This window comes from Bradyrhizobium sp. 2TAF24 (assembly GCF_052115025.1).
GTDB lineage: Bacteria > Pseudomonadota > Alphaproteobacteria > Rhizobiales > Xanthobacteraceae > Bradyrhizobium_A.
Genome location: NZ_JBFRFW010000014.1, coordinates 84,967 through 99,984, shown reverse-complemented (window position 1 = coordinate 99,984; position 15,018 = coordinate 84,967). Strand labels below are relative to the sequence as shown.

The 15,018-nt window shown below is 66.3% G+C and carries 13 protein-coding genes; 10 read left to right on the top strand and 3 right to left on the bottom strand.

Features of this window, described 5'->3' with window-relative positions; genetic code table 11:
- The first annotated feature begins 23 nt into the window (after positions 1-23).
- From ihpA to AB4Z37_RS22165, 4 genes are read left to right on the top strand one after another with little or no spacing between them, the layout of a single operon-like run.
- Complete coding sequence (gene ihpA / locus AB4Z37_RS22180) at positions 24-1,298, top strand: divalent metal ion exporter subunit IhpA (RefSeq protein WP_441518909.1); 1,275 nt, start codon at positions 24-26, stop codon at positions 1,296-1,298.
- Positions 1,295-2,275, top strand: coding sequence for a divalent metal ion exporter adaptor subunit IhpB (gene ihpB, locus AB4Z37_RS22175; protein WP_441518908.1), 981 nt, complete (start codon positions 1,295-1,297; stop codon positions 2,273-2,275). Before ihpA ends, ihpB begins: the two co-directional genes overlap by 4 nt.
- Positions 2,276-2,308: 33 nt before the next feature.
- The gene (locus AB4Z37_RS22170) at positions 2,309-5,509 is read left to right on the top strand and encodes an efflux RND transporter permease subunit (protein WP_441518907.1); all 3,201 of its coding nucleotides are present in this window, start codon (positions 2,309-2,311) and stop codon (positions 5,507-5,509) included.
- Positions 5,509-6,003 carry a hypothetical protein gene (locus tag AB4Z37_RS22165; protein ID WP_441518906.1) on the top strand — a complete coding sequence of 165 codons (495 nt, stop codon included), beginning with the start codon at positions 5,509-5,511 and terminating at the stop codon, positions 6,001-6,003. Before AB4Z37_RS22170 ends, AB4Z37_RS22165 begins: the two co-directional genes overlap by 1 nt.
- Positions 6,004-6,013: 10 nt before the next feature.
- Here the strand turns inward: AB4Z37_RS22165 and AB4Z37_RS22160 are convergent, their stop codons facing one another.
- Entirely contained in the window at positions 6,014-7,210 is a 1,197-nt protein-coding gene (locus AB4Z37_RS22160) for a cytochrome P450 (protein ID WP_441518905.1), read from the bottom strand.
- A gap of 101 nt (positions 7,211-7,311) precedes the next feature.
- Positions 7,312-7,521 (bottom strand): ferredoxin, encoded by a 210-nt coding sequence (locus tag AB4Z37_RS22155; protein WP_441518904.1) that lies wholly within the window; start codon positions 7,519-7,521, stop codon positions 7,312-7,314.
- Positions 7,522-7,680: 159 nt separating this feature from the next.
- Between AB4Z37_RS22155 and AB4Z37_RS22150 the strand changes: the two genes are divergently transcribed.
- The gene (locus AB4Z37_RS22150; RefSeq protein ID WP_441518903.1) at positions 7,681-8,379 is read left to right on the top strand and encodes a TetR/AcrR family transcriptional regulator; all 699 of its coding nucleotides are present in this window, start codon (positions 7,681-7,683) and stop codon (positions 8,377-8,379) included.
- A gap of 434 nt (positions 8,380-8,813) precedes the next feature.
- The gene (locus AB4Z37_RS22145) at positions 8,814-9,701 is read left to right on the top strand and encodes a hypothetical protein (RefSeq protein WP_441518902.1); all 888 of its coding nucleotides are present in this window, start codon (positions 8,814-8,816) and stop codon (positions 9,699-9,701) included.
- Between the two features lie 3 nt (positions 9,702-9,704).
- Here AB4Z37_RS22145 and AB4Z37_RS22140 read toward each other — a convergent pair whose 3' ends face one another.
- On the bottom strand, positions 9,705-10,490 hold the full coding sequence (locus AB4Z37_RS22140) for an SDR family NAD(P)-dependent oxidoreductase (protein WP_441518901.1): 786 nt from the start codon (positions 10,488-10,490) through the stop codon (positions 9,705-9,707).
- Between the two features lie 184 nt (positions 10,491-10,674).
- Here AB4Z37_RS22140 and AB4Z37_RS22135 point away from each other — a divergent pair, with 184 nt between their 5' ends.
- From AB4Z37_RS22135 to AB4Z37_RS22120, 4 genes are all read left to right on the top strand, one after another.
- Entirely contained in the window at positions 10,675-11,211 is a 537-nt protein-coding gene (locus AB4Z37_RS22135) for a hypothetical protein (protein ID WP_441518900.1), read from the top strand.
- Positions 11,212-11,252: 41 nt separating this feature from the next.
- Positions 11,253-11,750: a hypothetical protein gene (locus AB4Z37_RS22130; protein WP_441518899.1), complete on the top strand. Its 498-nt coding sequence runs from the start codon at positions 11,253-11,255 to the stop codon at positions 11,748-11,750.
- Positions 11,751-11,961: 211 nt separating this feature from the next.
- On the top strand, positions 11,962-12,981 hold the full coding sequence (locus AB4Z37_RS22125) for a TRAP transporter substrate-binding protein (RefSeq protein WP_441518898.1): 1,020 nt from the start codon (positions 11,962-11,964) through the stop codon (positions 12,979-12,981).
- A gap of 85 nt (positions 12,982-13,066) precedes the next feature.
- A complete protein-coding gene (locus AB4Z37_RS22120; protein ID WP_441518988.1) occupies positions 13,067-14,872 on the top strand; it encodes a TRAP transporter large permease in 1,806 nt (601 codons plus the stop codon).
- Positions 14,873-15,018: the final 146 nt, after the last annotated feature.

Here is a 15,018-nt window from a genome sequence, read left to right as displayed (position 1 = left end):
TTGTCGTTATCGAGGTCGTCATCATGCTCTCTCATCGTGCCGCGGCACGCCTCCTCGGCGCGTCGCTGATTCTCGCCGGCTGCGCTCTGGCCGCGCCGTCGCACGCCCAGTCGCTCACGCTGCAGACCGCGCTGCAGCGGGCGCTCGCGGCCAATCCGCGCCTGACATCCGCGGAACGCGACGTCGGCATCGCCACCGGCCAACGTATCCAGGCCGGCGCGCTGATCAATCCGGAGGTGTCCTACGAGCAGGACAATTCGCTGGGCTCGGGCCCTTATCGCGGCACCCGGTCGGCGGAAAGCACATTGCAGATCAGCCAGCTGTTCGAACTGTTCGGCAAACGCGAGGCGAGGGTGACCGCCGGCGCCGCCGGCGTCGAAGCCGCCGTGTGGCAGCGCCGCGCCGCGCGCCTCGAGGTTCTCTCCGAAACCGCGATCGCCTTTGTCACCGTGCTCGGAACGCAGCGGCGAATCCAGATTCTCGACGAGCAGATCGCGGCGATCGATCGCCTGGCGCCGCTGCTGCAGCGCCGGGTCGAGGCCGGCGCGTCGTCGCCGGCGGAAACCGGCCGGGCCCAGGTCGCCTCTGATCTCGTCAAGGCGGATCGCGAGCGCGCCCGCACCGCGCTCGCCAGCACGCGGCGTGACCTTGCCGTGCTGATGGGCGATACTTCGCTGAAGGCAACCGTCGTGGCCGGACGCTTCGAGGCCATCGGCCGGCCACCCGCCTTCCAGTCGGTCCTGGCAGCGATCGACGCCAACCCGCAACTGATGCGCTGGACCGCCGTATTCGCGCAGCGCAATGCCGAGTTGCTGCTCGCCCGCCTGAAGCCGTACCCTGACGTGCGGCTGAGCGCCGGCTGGCGGCATTTCAACGACACCGGCGACGACGCGGTGCGGCTCGGCGTGTCGGTGCCGATCCCGGTATTCGACCAGAACCAGGGCAACATCCTGTCGGCCCAGGAGAGTCTCGCCAAGGCCAATGCCGAGCGCGCCACCAACAAGGCAACGCTGATCGTGCTGGCGGGCCGGGCCTATGACGCGGCGCAGGGCGCGCTGCGCGAGCTGACGATCCTGCGCGACTCCGCGATCCCGAAGGCGCGGCAGGCCGCCGATGCCATCGAGAACGGTTATGGCCAGGGCCGCTTCACGCTGCTCGAGCTGCTGGATGCCCAGGCGACGCTGGCGCAGGCGCGCCTGCGTGAGCAGGAAGCCTTGCAGAATTTCCATATCGCGGTTGCCACCATCGAAGGACTGGTGGGCAATCCGTTCGTGCTGGCGCGGGAGGGCGCACGATGACAATGTGGTTCAAGCGGCTGCTGGCCGTCGTGGCGGTCGCGGTGATCGCGGGCCTTGCGGTCAAGGCCTACATGCCAGCCTCACCGCCCGAGCCGGCGGCCAAAGCCCCTGAACGCAAGGACAAGGGGCGGGACAACCACGCCGAGCAGGACGAGCACGGCGCCGACCGTGTCGTGATCACCGATGTCAAGCTCGCCGCGGCCGGCGTCGTGCTGCGCGAGGCCGCCAGCGCCGTTCTCAACGATACGCTGCAGCTCAACGGCGTGCTGCGCGCCAACCAGGAAGCGGTGGTGCAGGTGACGCCGCGCTTTCCCGGCATCGTGCGCGACATCCGCCGCCGCATCGGCGACAGCGTCGCCAAGGGCGACCAGCTCGCGGCGGTCGAGAGCAACCAGAGCCTGACCGCCTATGACCTCAAGGCGCCGATCAGCGGCACGGTGATCGACCGCCAGATCTCGCTCGGTGAATACGCGTCCGAGCAGAAGCCGGCCTTCGTGGTCGCTGATCTCTCGACCATCTGGGTCGACCTCTCGGTCTATCGACAGGATCTCAAGCGGGTGCGGATCGGCGACGAGGTGCTGATCGATCCGGACGACGGCAGCGGCGATCTCAAGGGCACCGTCTCCTACATCTCGCCGGTCGGTGCCAGCGACACCCAGACCGCGCTCGCCCGCGTGGTGCTGTCCAATCCGGACGGGCGGCTGCGCCCGGGCCTGTTCGTGACCGCACGCCTGGTGCTGGCCAAGCGCAGCGTGCCGGTCGCCGTGCGCGTCGGTGCGATCCAGACACTGGAGAACAAGACCGTCATCTTCGTGCGCGAGGGCGACAAGATCGAGGCGCGCCCGGTCGAGGTCGGCGAGCAGGATGCGGTGCACGCCGAGATCAAGGCCGGCCTCGACGTCGGCGAGCGCTACGCCGCCGAGAACAGCTTCGTGGTCAAGGCCGAGATGGGCAAGGGGGAGGCCGACCATGATTGAGCGGCCGTCCGACGATACGCGGGGAACGCGCCGATGATCGACGCCATCCTGCACTTCTCCATCCGCCAGCGCTGGCTGGTGCTGCTGGCGGCGCTCGGCATTGCCGCGCTCGGCGCGTGGAATTTCACCCGCCTGCCGATCGACGCGGTGCCCGACATCACCAACGTCCAGGTCCAGATCAACACCCGCGCCCCCGGCTATTCGCCGCTGGAAACCGAGCAGCGCATCACCTTTCCGGTCGAGACCGCGATGGGCGGCCTGCCCAGGCAGCAATACACCCGCTCGGTGTCGCGCTACGGCCTGAGCCAGGTCACCGTGGTGTTCAATGACGGCACCGACATCTATTTCGCCCGTCAGCTCGTCAACGAGCGCATCCAGCAGGTCAAGGACCAGCTGCCACCCGGCGTCGAGACCGCGATGGGGCCGATCTCGACCGGCCTTGGCGAAATCTACATGTACACCGTCGAGGCCAAGCCCGGCGCCCGTGCGCCCGGCGGCGGCGAGTATACGCCGACTGACCTGCGCACGATCCAGGACTGGATCATCAAGCCGCAGCTGCGCAACGTGCCGGGCGTGATCGAGGTCAATTCGATCGGCGGCTTCGAGCGCCAGTTCCACGTGCTGCCCGATCCCGGGCGGCTGATGGCCTACCGGCTCGGCTTCCGCGATGTCATGACCGCGCTCGCCGCCAACAACGCCAATATCGGCGCCGGCTATATCGAGCGTAACGGCGAGCAGTACCTCGTCCGGGCGCCGGGGCAGGTGGCCAATCTCGACGAGATCCGCGACATCGTCATCGGCTCGCGCGGCGGCATTCCGGTGCGTATCCGCGATGTCGCCGAGGTCAGGGAAGGAAGTGACCTGCGCACCGGCGCCGCCACCCTCGACGGCGAAGAGACCGTGCTCGGCACCGCCATGCTGCTGATCGGCGAGAACAGCCGCACCGTTGCCCAGCGCGTCGCTGCCAGGCTCGACGACATCGCCCGCTCGCTGCCGGACGGCGTGATCGCGCGCACGGTCTACGACCGCACGCATCTGGTCGAAGCCACCATCGCCACCGTGCAGAAGAATCTCATCGAAGGCGCGCTGCTGGTGATCGCGGTGCTGTTTCTCATTCTCGGCAACATCCGCGCCGCGCTGGTCACGGCCTGTGTCATTCCACTGGCGATGCTGTTCACCATCACCGGCATGGTCGAAACCCGTGTCAGCGCCAACCTGATGAGCCTCGGCGCCATCGATTTCGGCATCATCATCGACGGTGCGGTGATCATCGTGGAGAATTGCCTGCGGCTCCTGGCCGAGGAGCAGGCGAAGCGCCGGCGGCTGCTGTCGCTGTCCGAGCGGATGGCGACCATCTTCAGCGGCGCGCGCGACGTGGTCAAACCGAGCCTGTTCGGCACCGTCATCATCGCCGTGGTCTACCTGCCGGTGCTGACCCTGACCGGGGTCGAGGGCAAGATGTTCACCCCGATGGCCCTGACCGTGCTGATGGCGCTTGCCGGCGCGGCGTTGTTCTCGGTCACCTTCGTGCCCGCGGCCGTCGCGCTGGTGGTGACGGGCAAGGTCTCCGAGCACGACAACATCGTGATGCGTGCTGCGCGTCAGGCCTATCTGCCGCTGCTGGACGCGGCGATCCGCTACCGCCGCTCGGTGGCGCTCAGTGCCGGCCTGATCGTGGTCGCAAGCTGTGTGGCGGCGACACGGATGGGCGGCGAGTTCATCCCCAGCCTCGACGAGGGCGACGTCGCGGTGGCCGCGATCCGCATCCCCGGCACCAGCCTGACGCAATCGCTCGACATGCAGAAGGCATTGGAGCGGCGGGTCAAGCAGATCCCCGAAGTGAAGGACTTCTTTGCCCGGACCGGCACGGCCGAGGTTGCCACCGACCCGATGCCGCCATCGATGTCCGATGGCTATGTGATGCTGAAGCCGCGAGCCGAATGGCCCGACCCGTCAAAGCCGAAGGCCGACCTGGTCGAGGAAATCGAGCAAGCGGCGCGCGACATTCCCGGCAGCAACTACGAGATCTCGCAGCCGATCCAGCTGCGGGTCAACGAGCTGATTTCCGGCGTGCGCAGCGACGTCGGCATCAAGATCTTCGGCGACGACCTCGACATCCTGCAGCAGGCGGCGCGCCAGGTGCAAACCGCGATCCAGGGGCTGCGCGGCGCGACCGACGTCAAGACCGAGCAGGTGGCCGGCCTGCCGATCCTGACGGTGAAGTTCGACCGCCAGGCGCTGTCCCGCTACGGGCTGAGCGTCGGCGACGTGCAGAACGTCGTCGAGATCGCGATCGGCGGCAAGAGCGTCGGCAAGCTGTTCGAGGGCGATCGCCGGTTCGATATCCAGGTCCGTCTGCCGGAGACCCTGCGCGGCAATCCTGAGACGATCCGAGCGATCCCGATCCCGCTGCCGCCGGCGGAAGAGGCGGGGCAGACCCCGGTCCGGACCGCCTTGACCGGGCCGCCGGCGCCGCAGATGCGCTACGTGCCGCTGTCCGCGATCGCATCCATCGACGTCGCCCCGGGCCCCAACCAGATCAGCCGGGAGAACGGCAAGCGCCGCATCGTGGTCACGGCCAACGTCAGGGAACGCGATCTCGGTTCCTTCGTCACCGAGGCGCAGCAGATGGTCGCCGAGAAGGTCAAGCTGCCGGCCGGCTACTGGCTCGGCTGGGGCGGCCAGTTCGAGCAACTGGTCTCCGCCACCAAGCGGCTGACCATCGTCGTTCCGGTGGCGCTGCTCTTGGTGTTCCTGCTGCTCTATATGAGCCTCGGCTCGGTGGCGGACGCGCTGTTGGTGTTCAGCGGCGTGCCGCTGGCGCTGACCGGCGGCATCGCGGCGCTGCTGCTGCGCGGCATTCCCCTGTCGATCAGTGCCGGCGTCGGCTTTATCGCGTTGTCGGGCGTCGCCGTGCTCAATGGCCTCGTCATCATCGCCTTCATCGAACGGCTGCGCGGCGAGGGCAGGCTATTGCAGGATGCGGTGCGCGAGGGCGCCCTGACGCGGTTGCGTCCGGTGCTGATGACGGCACTCGTCGCCTCGCTCGGCTTCGTGCCGATGGCGATCGCGACCGGCGCCGGCGCCGAGGTGCAGCGGCCGCTGGCCACCGTCGTGATCGGCGGCATTGTCTCCTCGACCATTCTCACCCTGCTCGTTCTGCCGGCGCTGTACGTGCTGTTCCGCCGCGAGGCGCCGCCATCCCACGTCGCGGAGCAGGGAGGCGTTGCCTGATGAGCGCGTGGACGAGACGATCGATCACACCCAGCCTGCTGCTGGCGCTATTGCTGCTGCCGGCCACGCAGCGCGCGGTCGCCCGCGGCGGGCTCGCCGGCGAAAATCCCTGGAGCCCGGAGCACATCGCGCAACTGCCCGTGGAAGTTCGCATCCAGGTCGAGCAGCAGGCACGGGCCTGCGGCGTTTCACCCGCGGCAACGCACTATTTCGCGGTGTCGCTGGGCACCCCGCAGGCGCGCTTCATCGCGCTGCATTTCGAGGACTTCGCCTGTGCCGAACGCGCCGCGATCTGTAACGCGGCGGGATGCCGGCACGATATCTATGTCTCGGCCGGCGGCCCCTACCGCCGGGTGCTGCGTCTGCAGGCGCGGGATGTCACGCTGACCAGCCGTGACGGAAAGGTAGGGCTCGACATCAGCCCGGCGACGGCCGAACCGCCGTCCACACTGGTGTGGGACGGCCACCACTTCGTCGCCCGGTCAGAGCGGTGATCGCTATCCGTCAGCCCAACAGCAGCGGCAGCTGGCGCGGGCCGCGCACCGTCCCTTCGGACCATGTCACCGCGCCGGCAGGATCGAGGCTGAATTCCGGAATCCGCTTCAGCCATTCCTGAAGCGCTACCGTCATCTCCATGCGTGCCAGATTGGAGCCGACACAGCGGTGAATGCCGAGGCCGAAAGCCGCGTGGCGGTTCTCCTTGCGGTCGAGGATCACCTTGTCGGCGTCGGGGAACATGGCCGGGTCGCGGTTGGCAGCTGGAAATGACAGCAGCACCATGTTGCCCGGCTTGATCGGGCAACCGCTGACCACGGTCTCTTTCATCACTTCGCGCGCCATCGTCACCGGCGCATAGGCGCGCAGGAATTCCTCGATCGCGAACGGCATCAATTCGGGCTCGGCCACGAGACGCCGCCGGTCGGCCGGGGTCTTCGCCAGATGCCAGAACGAGGAGCCGATCGCGCTCCAGGTGGTGTCGATGCCGGCGATCAGCAGCAGCCGCAGCGACCCCAGCACATGGGCATCCGAGAACGGCGTGCCGTCCGGCATCCGCGCCCGCATCAGGTCCATGATGAGATCATCCCGCGGCCGCGACTTGCGTTCCTCGATGTGATCGACGAAGTAGGCGCTCATCTCCTTCACCGCCTTCATCAGCACGGTGTCGTCGTGCACGCCAAGCTCCAGGATCTCGTGGATCCAGGTGATGAAGCGCGGGCTGTCGCCCTCGGGAATGCCGAGCATATGGGCGATGGTGCGCACCGGAATGTGCTTGGCATATTGCGCCGCGGCATCGCAGCGGCCATCCCCGATCAGTTGGTCGATCAGCTCGTTGCAGATCGCGCGCACGCGCGGCTCGATCTTCTTCACCGCGTCCGGCGTGAACGGCGGCAGCAGCACTTGCTTGGCGCTCTTGTGGAATGGCGGATCCGAGGTGATCGGCGGCGAGGGGATGACGGGCTCCGGACGCACATGGCGCACCACCACGCGGCGCGACGAGAAGTGCTCGGTGTCGTAGGCGATCTCCTTGACCGCCTCGTAGGTGGTGGGCAGGTAGACGCCGAGGAAACGCTCGCTATGGGCGACCGGGCATTTGGACCGCAGCTCATCCCAGATCGGGAAGGGATCGTTCGTCCAGACGGGATTGGTGTGGTCGAAATCGTTCAGCCAGTCGGTCACAGGCGTAGAGCTCATGGGCGTCATCCCTCGGCGGTTGATGCAAGATCAGGCTCAGACGTGAATCGTAGACGGCCTCCGTTCGCGAACGCGCGCGCAGCAGGCCAGCTGCAGCACGCGGGGGCGCGTCAGTCTTCAATGATTTCGATGGCGAGTTCCGGACAGTTGGACTTGGCGAGGTAGGCCTTGTCGACCAGTTCCTCCGGCACCGAGCCGTCGCCGATTTCATGAGCGTTGCCGTATTCGTCGAGCTCGAACAGCTCGGGCGCCAGCGATTTGCAGCGGCTGTGGCCCTGGCACTTGTCGGGATCGACGCGCAGTCTGATCTTGGCTTGCATCCAAAATCCTCCCTTGAGCATCCGATGGCCGGCGCAAGCTGCGGCGGCGATCGGGAGAGGGGTCTCGTCCGCATCATGCGCGCGGACCGCCCCTTCTGTTGTGCAAGAATATAGTCTCGACTATAATATAGCTGTCAATATGATTTTGGCGAGGCGTGCGTGAGTGAGGCCATCGAGATCACCGGCTGGCCGCTGGTGCAGGATCTGCCCGGTATTCGTCCGACCCGTCAGCGGCGCAGCCAGGAGACCACCGTGGCGCTGCTGGAGACCGGCGCCGCCATGCTGCGCGACTGCTCGTTCGACGCGCTCTCGATCGACGAGCTGTGCGGGCGCCTCGGCGTCACCATCGGGGCGTTCTACGGCCGGTTCGAGAGCAAGGACGCGTTCTTCGCCGCGCTGATGTCACTGGTGACCAGGCGGTGCCTTGTGGCCATCGACGCAGCGCTGACCGACGACGACCGCACCGAGGCCAGTCTCGCGGCGGTCTGCCATGACGTCGTCGCGGTGGTCACTGCCGCAATCCGCGACAACGCCGGCGTGCTGCGGGCGGCGATGCAATACAAGGCGGTGCAGCCGGGACGCTGGCTCACGGTCAGCGAGACCGGCAGCGCCATCGTCGCCCTGGCCATGCCACGGCTGCTGGCCCGGATGGGCCGGGGACGGCGGGCCGCCAAGGAGCGGACGATCGCCTTCGCGTTCCAGATGGTGTTCGGCACTTTGATCAATGCCATCCAGAACAAGCCCAGGACGGTCGGAATCGAAGCCGAGGAAATGATCGACCGTCTGGCACTCGCCATGTTCCTGCAGCTCGACCATGAGGCTCGGCAAGCCGCTGGCGGACGCAAGGCGGGCCGCTGACGGTAGGCCCGTTGGCAGGCCCGAGAGCCTATCGAGGCAATCCGGCACGAAGGGTCGAGGGCTACCGGCACCCTGGCTTCGCCACAGCCTCATTCGCATAAGGTATATTATGGAATATATTTGGATGGAGTTTTCTGCAGACGGCAGAAGCCTTTAGCCGAATGCCCCGGCGTCGGCACGCGCGAACGCTTCGGTCCAGCAATTCGGTCCAACAACGCGGCCGTCACGCGAAAGGAAGCCAGAAAACGGTCGCGTGGGCTGCACCTTCATCCACGCACCCTCACAGCGAAGCAATTGGCTGGCGATCGATGCCAGGCAGCGCTTTCGGCATTGTCGATCACGCAAATTCAATGCGCTTGCATCATTGACCGGCACACGCAGGCTCAGTATAGAAATTTTAGAATCGTTCTAATTTGTGACGCCGGTGATCCGTCATGGCGACCCCAGCTCTTCCATTTTCATCCACCAGCACCGTGCACTGCGGTGCCGCGGCCGGGCTGCTGTGGATCGCCCTGGCCAGTCCAGCTGCGGCCACGGACGAGATCCAGGTCTATAACGCCGGCATTGCGGCAGTCGGCCAGTTTACCGTGCAGCAGCATCTGAATTACGTCGGCCTCGGCCTGAAGCAGCCGCCGTTTCCCGGCGGGATCGTCTCGAACGGCAGCCTCAACGGCACACCCGAATTCGCCTACGGCCTGACCGAATGGTGGGAGATCGGCCTGTACCTGCCGTTCGCCATCCAGGACCGCCAGTTCCTGTCCGACGCATTCAAGCTCCGCACCCTGTTCGTGTCGCCGCAGGCCGAGCAGCGCAACTTCTTCTACGGCGTCAATTTTGAGTTCAGCTACACCACGCCGCGTTTCTCGCAGTCGCGCTACGGCCTCGAGATCCGCCCGATCATCGGCGTGCGCAACGCCGACTACGAATTCATCGTCAACCCGATCGTCGACGTCAGCTTCGGCCGCTATGGCGAGGTCGACTTCGCGCCCGCGGCGCGGCTGGCGCGCAAGCTCGACCAGGACCTGTTCGTCGGCCTCGAATACTACGCCGACTTCGGCGAGTTCGGGCATTTTGGCAAGTTTTCCGAGCAGCAGCACACGCTGTTCGCCGTGACCGATTTCAAGGTCGGAGAGATCGATGTCAATTTCGGCGTCGGTTACGGCATGACGGCCGCATCCGACCGCCTCGTGGTCAAGACCATCCTGGGTTACGCATTCCCGGTACCCGGGAGCCAGTCGCAGGCGACGCGACCGACCTCCGCGAGCCTCGTCAATCCGATGTCGCACGCGGGGCTGCGCACCTCACTGCCATTTCCGCAATAGCTGTCAGGGATAGGCCGGCAGCAGTCCCGCCGCCGTGAAGCCGCCGTCCACCGCCAGCACCTGTCCGGTGACGAAGCTGGATTTGCCGTCGTCCAGCAGAAATGCCGCCGCCCCCGCGATTTCCTCGGGCGCGGCATAGCGGCGCTGCGGCACCACCTTGAGCCAGCCGGCCCGCACCTCGTCGTTGTGCATCGCCTTGACCATCGGCGTCTCGATCGGCCCCGGCGCGATCGCATTGACGCGGATGCCGTCGGGCGCAAGCTCGCTGGCCATGACCTGGGTCAGCGTCACCACGCCGCCCTTGGAGGCGCCATAGGCGGCGCGCCCGATATTGCCACGCAGGCCCGACACCGACGCGATATTGACGATGGCGCCGCCGCCATGGGCTTTCATCAGGCGACCGACCTCGCGGGCGACCACGAAGGTGCCGACCAGATTGACGTCGAGGATCTTGCGAAACAGCTGCACGCTGGTGTCGAAGAACGGCACGTCACGGCCGATGCCGGCGGAGTTGACCAGGCCCCGCACCGGCCCGAAACCGGTCTCGCAGCCCTGAAGCCCGGCGATCACGCTGGCCTCATCGGCAACATCCATCTGCACATATCGGACGCGGTCGGCGCCATGCGGTGCGAGGCGCTCCTGCGCCCCCCGCAGTGCGTCCGACGACAGGTCCGCGACCAGCAGTTTCCAGCCCTCGCCCGCGAGCGCATCCGCGATGGCGAGCCCAATTCCCGATCCACCGCCGGTCACGACCGCAACGCCGCGCTCCGCCGAATGTCGTTCCGTCATGTCTCATCCCCTTCATTATTCTCGGCGATCCCGCCGGTCACGGAGCCCTGCCCCCCGGGAGAACCGCGACCATGCCGATGGCGCGTGACAGCACACGATGGCCGGTTGTCCACCCTCGATCCGGCTTCCGTCAACCTTGTCGCTGGCGAACGACTGTCTTTCCCCCGTCCACGCGCGTATGCTCATGCACGGCTTGCTCGACACCCTGCGATCGCTGCCCCGCAAAGGTGCCATCATGTCCTGTCGTCAGGCGCATGCCCGCCCGCTCTCCGCCCGCCCCGTCGCGGCTTGTCTCGTCGCGGTGATGCAGGCCTGCATGTTCACCGGCTCTGTATCCGCGCAACCCGCCCCACGTGATTTCGACGTGCGGACCGACCCGGCCTTTGCCGCCATGGCGACACCCGTGGCGCGCTATGTCCGCACCAGCGGCCGCGCGCAGCGACACAACAGGATCTGCATTCTCGGAGAGCAGGCGGCAGACGGCAGCCGCAGCGCATGGGTGATCTGGCGCCGCGCCCACCGCATTGTGCTCTGGGAGCCAGGCACCAACGATCTGGCCAGCTCACGTCGCATCCTCGATCTGCGCAAGGACGTCGTCGCTTCCGACCGGGACCTGCGCGGCAGCACCTACCGGGTGACCCGGCCCTGGGTCGAACAGCTGGTGGCGCGCTGCGCACACAGCGGCGCGCATCTCGACATCAGGCTTTCTTCTATCCGGTGATCACGCGTTTCCCGACAACATTGCCGACCAGGACATTGACGATGACCATCACCTTACCGGACCGCAATACGGACGAGGGGGCAGAAACCCGGCTGCTGATGTCGGAGGCCCGCGGACCGTCGTTCGCCAGTTTCAATCTCAGTGATACCACCCGCGCCATGGCGCTGATGGACCTCGTCCTTGTCAATCGCCTCACCAACCGCCCGGGGCGGTTCGGGGCGCCCGGCGCCTCGACGCTGCGCGACATCATCAAGGCCAAAGGGCAATTCGCGGGGTTCGAGACCTACCCCAACTACGACTCACGGATCGTCGGCCGATTGCAGAACATGCTGAGCATCGCCAACAACACCTCGGACCGCCGCTCAGGCGATTTTACGAGCTTCATCCAGGCCGCGATCGATCGCGCCAACGCCCCGAACGCCATCGTCGATCCATCACCCGGACTGCTTTGCGCCTGGCGGACCGCAGGCGCCTCCTCGCCGGGCTCCGCCTTCACACTTCATGTCTCCGTCGCCGGAAACGATTTCTATTACATCTGACTGAATGCCGCCTTGCGAGAAGATAGTTTGCCGGCGGGTGCGACCTGCAGCCGGCTTGCATTGGGCCCGCGCCCATGCCAATGGCCCGCACGGCGGCGATTTCCACCCACAGATGGATTATCACCGCCAACAAGGCTGGTGACCTGCTGAAAGCGGGTCAGTATGATGCCGACCCGTGTCCAACAAGAAACGTCTCGTGGGAGAACGTCTGATGAACTTTTCGCGCCGCACCCTGTTGAAGGCATCCGCCGCCATGACCTTCGTCGGCGGCGTGGCCGCGCCGCATGTGGCGCGCGCGCAGCAGGCGGAATTCACCTTCAAGTTCGCCAACAACCTGCCCGACGTGCACCCGCTCAACGTGCGGGCCAAGGAGATGGCGGCGGCGATCAAGACCGAGACCAACGGCCGCTTCGACCTGCAGATCTTCCCCAACAACCAGCTCGGCTCCGACACCGACATGCTGAGCCAGATCCGCTCGGGCGGCGTCGAGTTCTTCACCCTCTCCGGCCTGATCCTGGCGACGCTGGTGCCGGCGGCCTCGATCAACGGAATCGGCTTCGCCTTCCCGAACTACGAGTCGGTCTGGAAGGCCATGGACGGCGAGCTCGGCGCCTATGTCCGCGGCGAGATCGCCAAGGCCAACCTCGCGGTCATGGACAAGATCTGGGACAACGGCTTCCGCCAGACCACGTCCTCGACCAAGCCGATCAACGGCCCCGATGACTTCAAGGGCTTCAAGATCCGCGTACCGGTGTCCCCGCTGTGGACCTCGATGTTCAAGGCGTTCGACGCCGCGCCAGCCTCGATCAACTTCAGCGAGGTCTATTCGGCGCTGCAGACCAAGGTGGTGGAAGGTCAGGAGAACCCGCTGGCGCTGATCGCGACCGCCAAGCTCTACGAGGTCCAGAAATACTGCTCGCTGACCAACCACATGTGGGACGGCTTCTGGTTCCTGGCCAACCGCCGTGCCTGGGAAAAGCTGCCGGAGGACGTGCGCACCATCGTGGCGAAGAACGTCAACGCCGCAGCGCTCAAGCAGCGCACCGACACCGAGAAGCTCAACGCCACCACCCGTGACGATCTCGCCGCCAAGGGGCTGATCATCAACCAGCCGGAGACCGGCCCGTTCCGCGACAAGCTGCGCCAGGCCGGCTTCTACGCCGAGTGGAAGGGCAAGTACGGCGATCATGCCTGGGACCTGCTCGAGAAGTCCGTCGGCAAGCTGGCCTGACGCCGTGCAGATCGCCGAGACGAGCCCGGCAGGCGCGGGCGAGGAGGCCGTTCCCCTCGCCGCCGGACGGAGCCGGCTCGCGGCGCTGGACCGGCTGTTCGGCGCCCTGGTCGAAATCCCGGCCGCGCTGCTGGTGGCAGCCGAGATCGTCATCCTGTTCGTCGGCGTTGTGGCGCGCTACGGCTTCCACAGACCGCTGATCTGGTCGGACGAGCTCGCCTCCATCCTGTTCCTGTGGCTCGCGATGCTGGGCGCGGCGATCGCGTTCCGGCGCGCCGAACACATGCGGATGACCGCGCTGGTCGCCCGCGCGACGCCCGAGCGGCGCGCCTTTCTCGACCTGATCGGCACCAGCGCCGCGCTCGCCTTCCTGCTGCTGATCGCCTGGCCCGCCTACGACTACGCCTACGAGGAAAGCTTCATCACCACCCCGGCGCTGCAGATCGCCAACAGTTTTCGCGCCGCCGCGCTTCCCGTCGGCATCGCCCTGATGGCCGTGTTCGCGCTGCTGCGGCTCGCCCGGGTCGGACGGCCGCGCGCCGTGCTGGCGGCGATGGCGACGGTCGCGGTGATCATGGCCGTATTCTGGTTCGCCCAGCCCTGGCTGCGTCAGCTCGGCAACCTCAATCTGATCATCTTCTTCGTCGGCGTCGTCGGCGTCTGCGTGTTCGCCGGAATCCCCATCGCCTTCGCCTTCGGCCTGGCGATCTTCGGCTACCTGGTCCTGACCACCCGCACCCCGGTGCTGGTGCTGGTCGGCCGCATGGACGAGGGCATGAGCCATCTCATCCTGCTGTCGGTGCCGCTGTTCGTCTTTCTCGGCTTGCTGATCGAGATGACCGGCATGGCGCGCGCCATGGTCACCTTCCTGGCGAGCCTGCTCGGCCATGTCCGCGGTGGCCTGCATTATGTGCTGCTCGGCGCGATGTACCTGGTATCAGGCATTTCCGGCTCCAAGGCCGCCGACATGGCCGCCGTGGCACCGGTGCTGTTTCCGGAGATGAAGGCCCGCGGCGCCAAGCCCGGCGACCTCGTCGCGCTGCTGTCAGCCACCGGCGCCCAGACCGAAACCATTCCGCCCAGCCTCGTGCTGATCACCATCGGCTCGGTGACCGGCGTCTCGATCGCAGCGCTGTTCACCGGCGGCCTGCTGCCCGGCGTGGTGCTCGCGATCATGCTGTCAGCCCTCGTGTGGTGGCGTTATCGCCACGAGGATCTGCGGCATGTCAAACGGGCGACCTCCGGCGAGATCGGCCGCAGCTTCGTCATTGCCCTGCCCGCGATCGCGCTGCCGTTCGTGATCCGTGCCGCGGTGGTCGAGGGGGTCGCGACCGCGACCGAGGTCTCGACCATCGGCATCGTCTACGCCATGCTGGCAGGCCTCCTGATCTACCGCCGCTTCGACTGGACTCGCCTCAAGCCGATGCTGATCGATACCGCCAGCCTTTCGGGGGCGATCCTGTTGATCATCGGCACGGCGACCGGCATGGCCTGGGGCCTGACCCAGTCCGGCTTCTCGCGTTCGCTGGCCGCCACCATGGCGGCCTTGCCGGGGGGCTCCGTCAGCTTCATCGCGGTCTCGATCGTCGCCTTCATCATCCTCGGCAGCGTGCTCGAGGGCATCCCGGCGATCGTGCTGTTTGGCCCGCTGCTGTTCCCGATCGCGCGGACGGTCGGCGTGCACGAGGTGCACTACGCCATGATCGTGATCCTGGCGATGGGCATCGGCCTGTTCGCGCCGCCCTTCGGGGTCGGCTATTATGCCGCCTGCGCCATCGGCCGGGTCGATCCGGCGGAAGGCATCCGCCCGATCTGGGGCTACATGCTGGCGCTGTTCCTGGGTCTCGTCGTGGTTGCGGCGATCCCGTGGATATCAATTGGATTTCTGTAAGAAAAATCAAAGTATATTCATATAAATAGAAAAGATTTCCAATTTTTATCGGCAAGATTTGATCCAACTCATTGATAGTTGATCAAATTTAAACAACCTGATGAAAACAAAGGAAACTTTGCGGCCACTGAAGTGAGGAGGCGAGC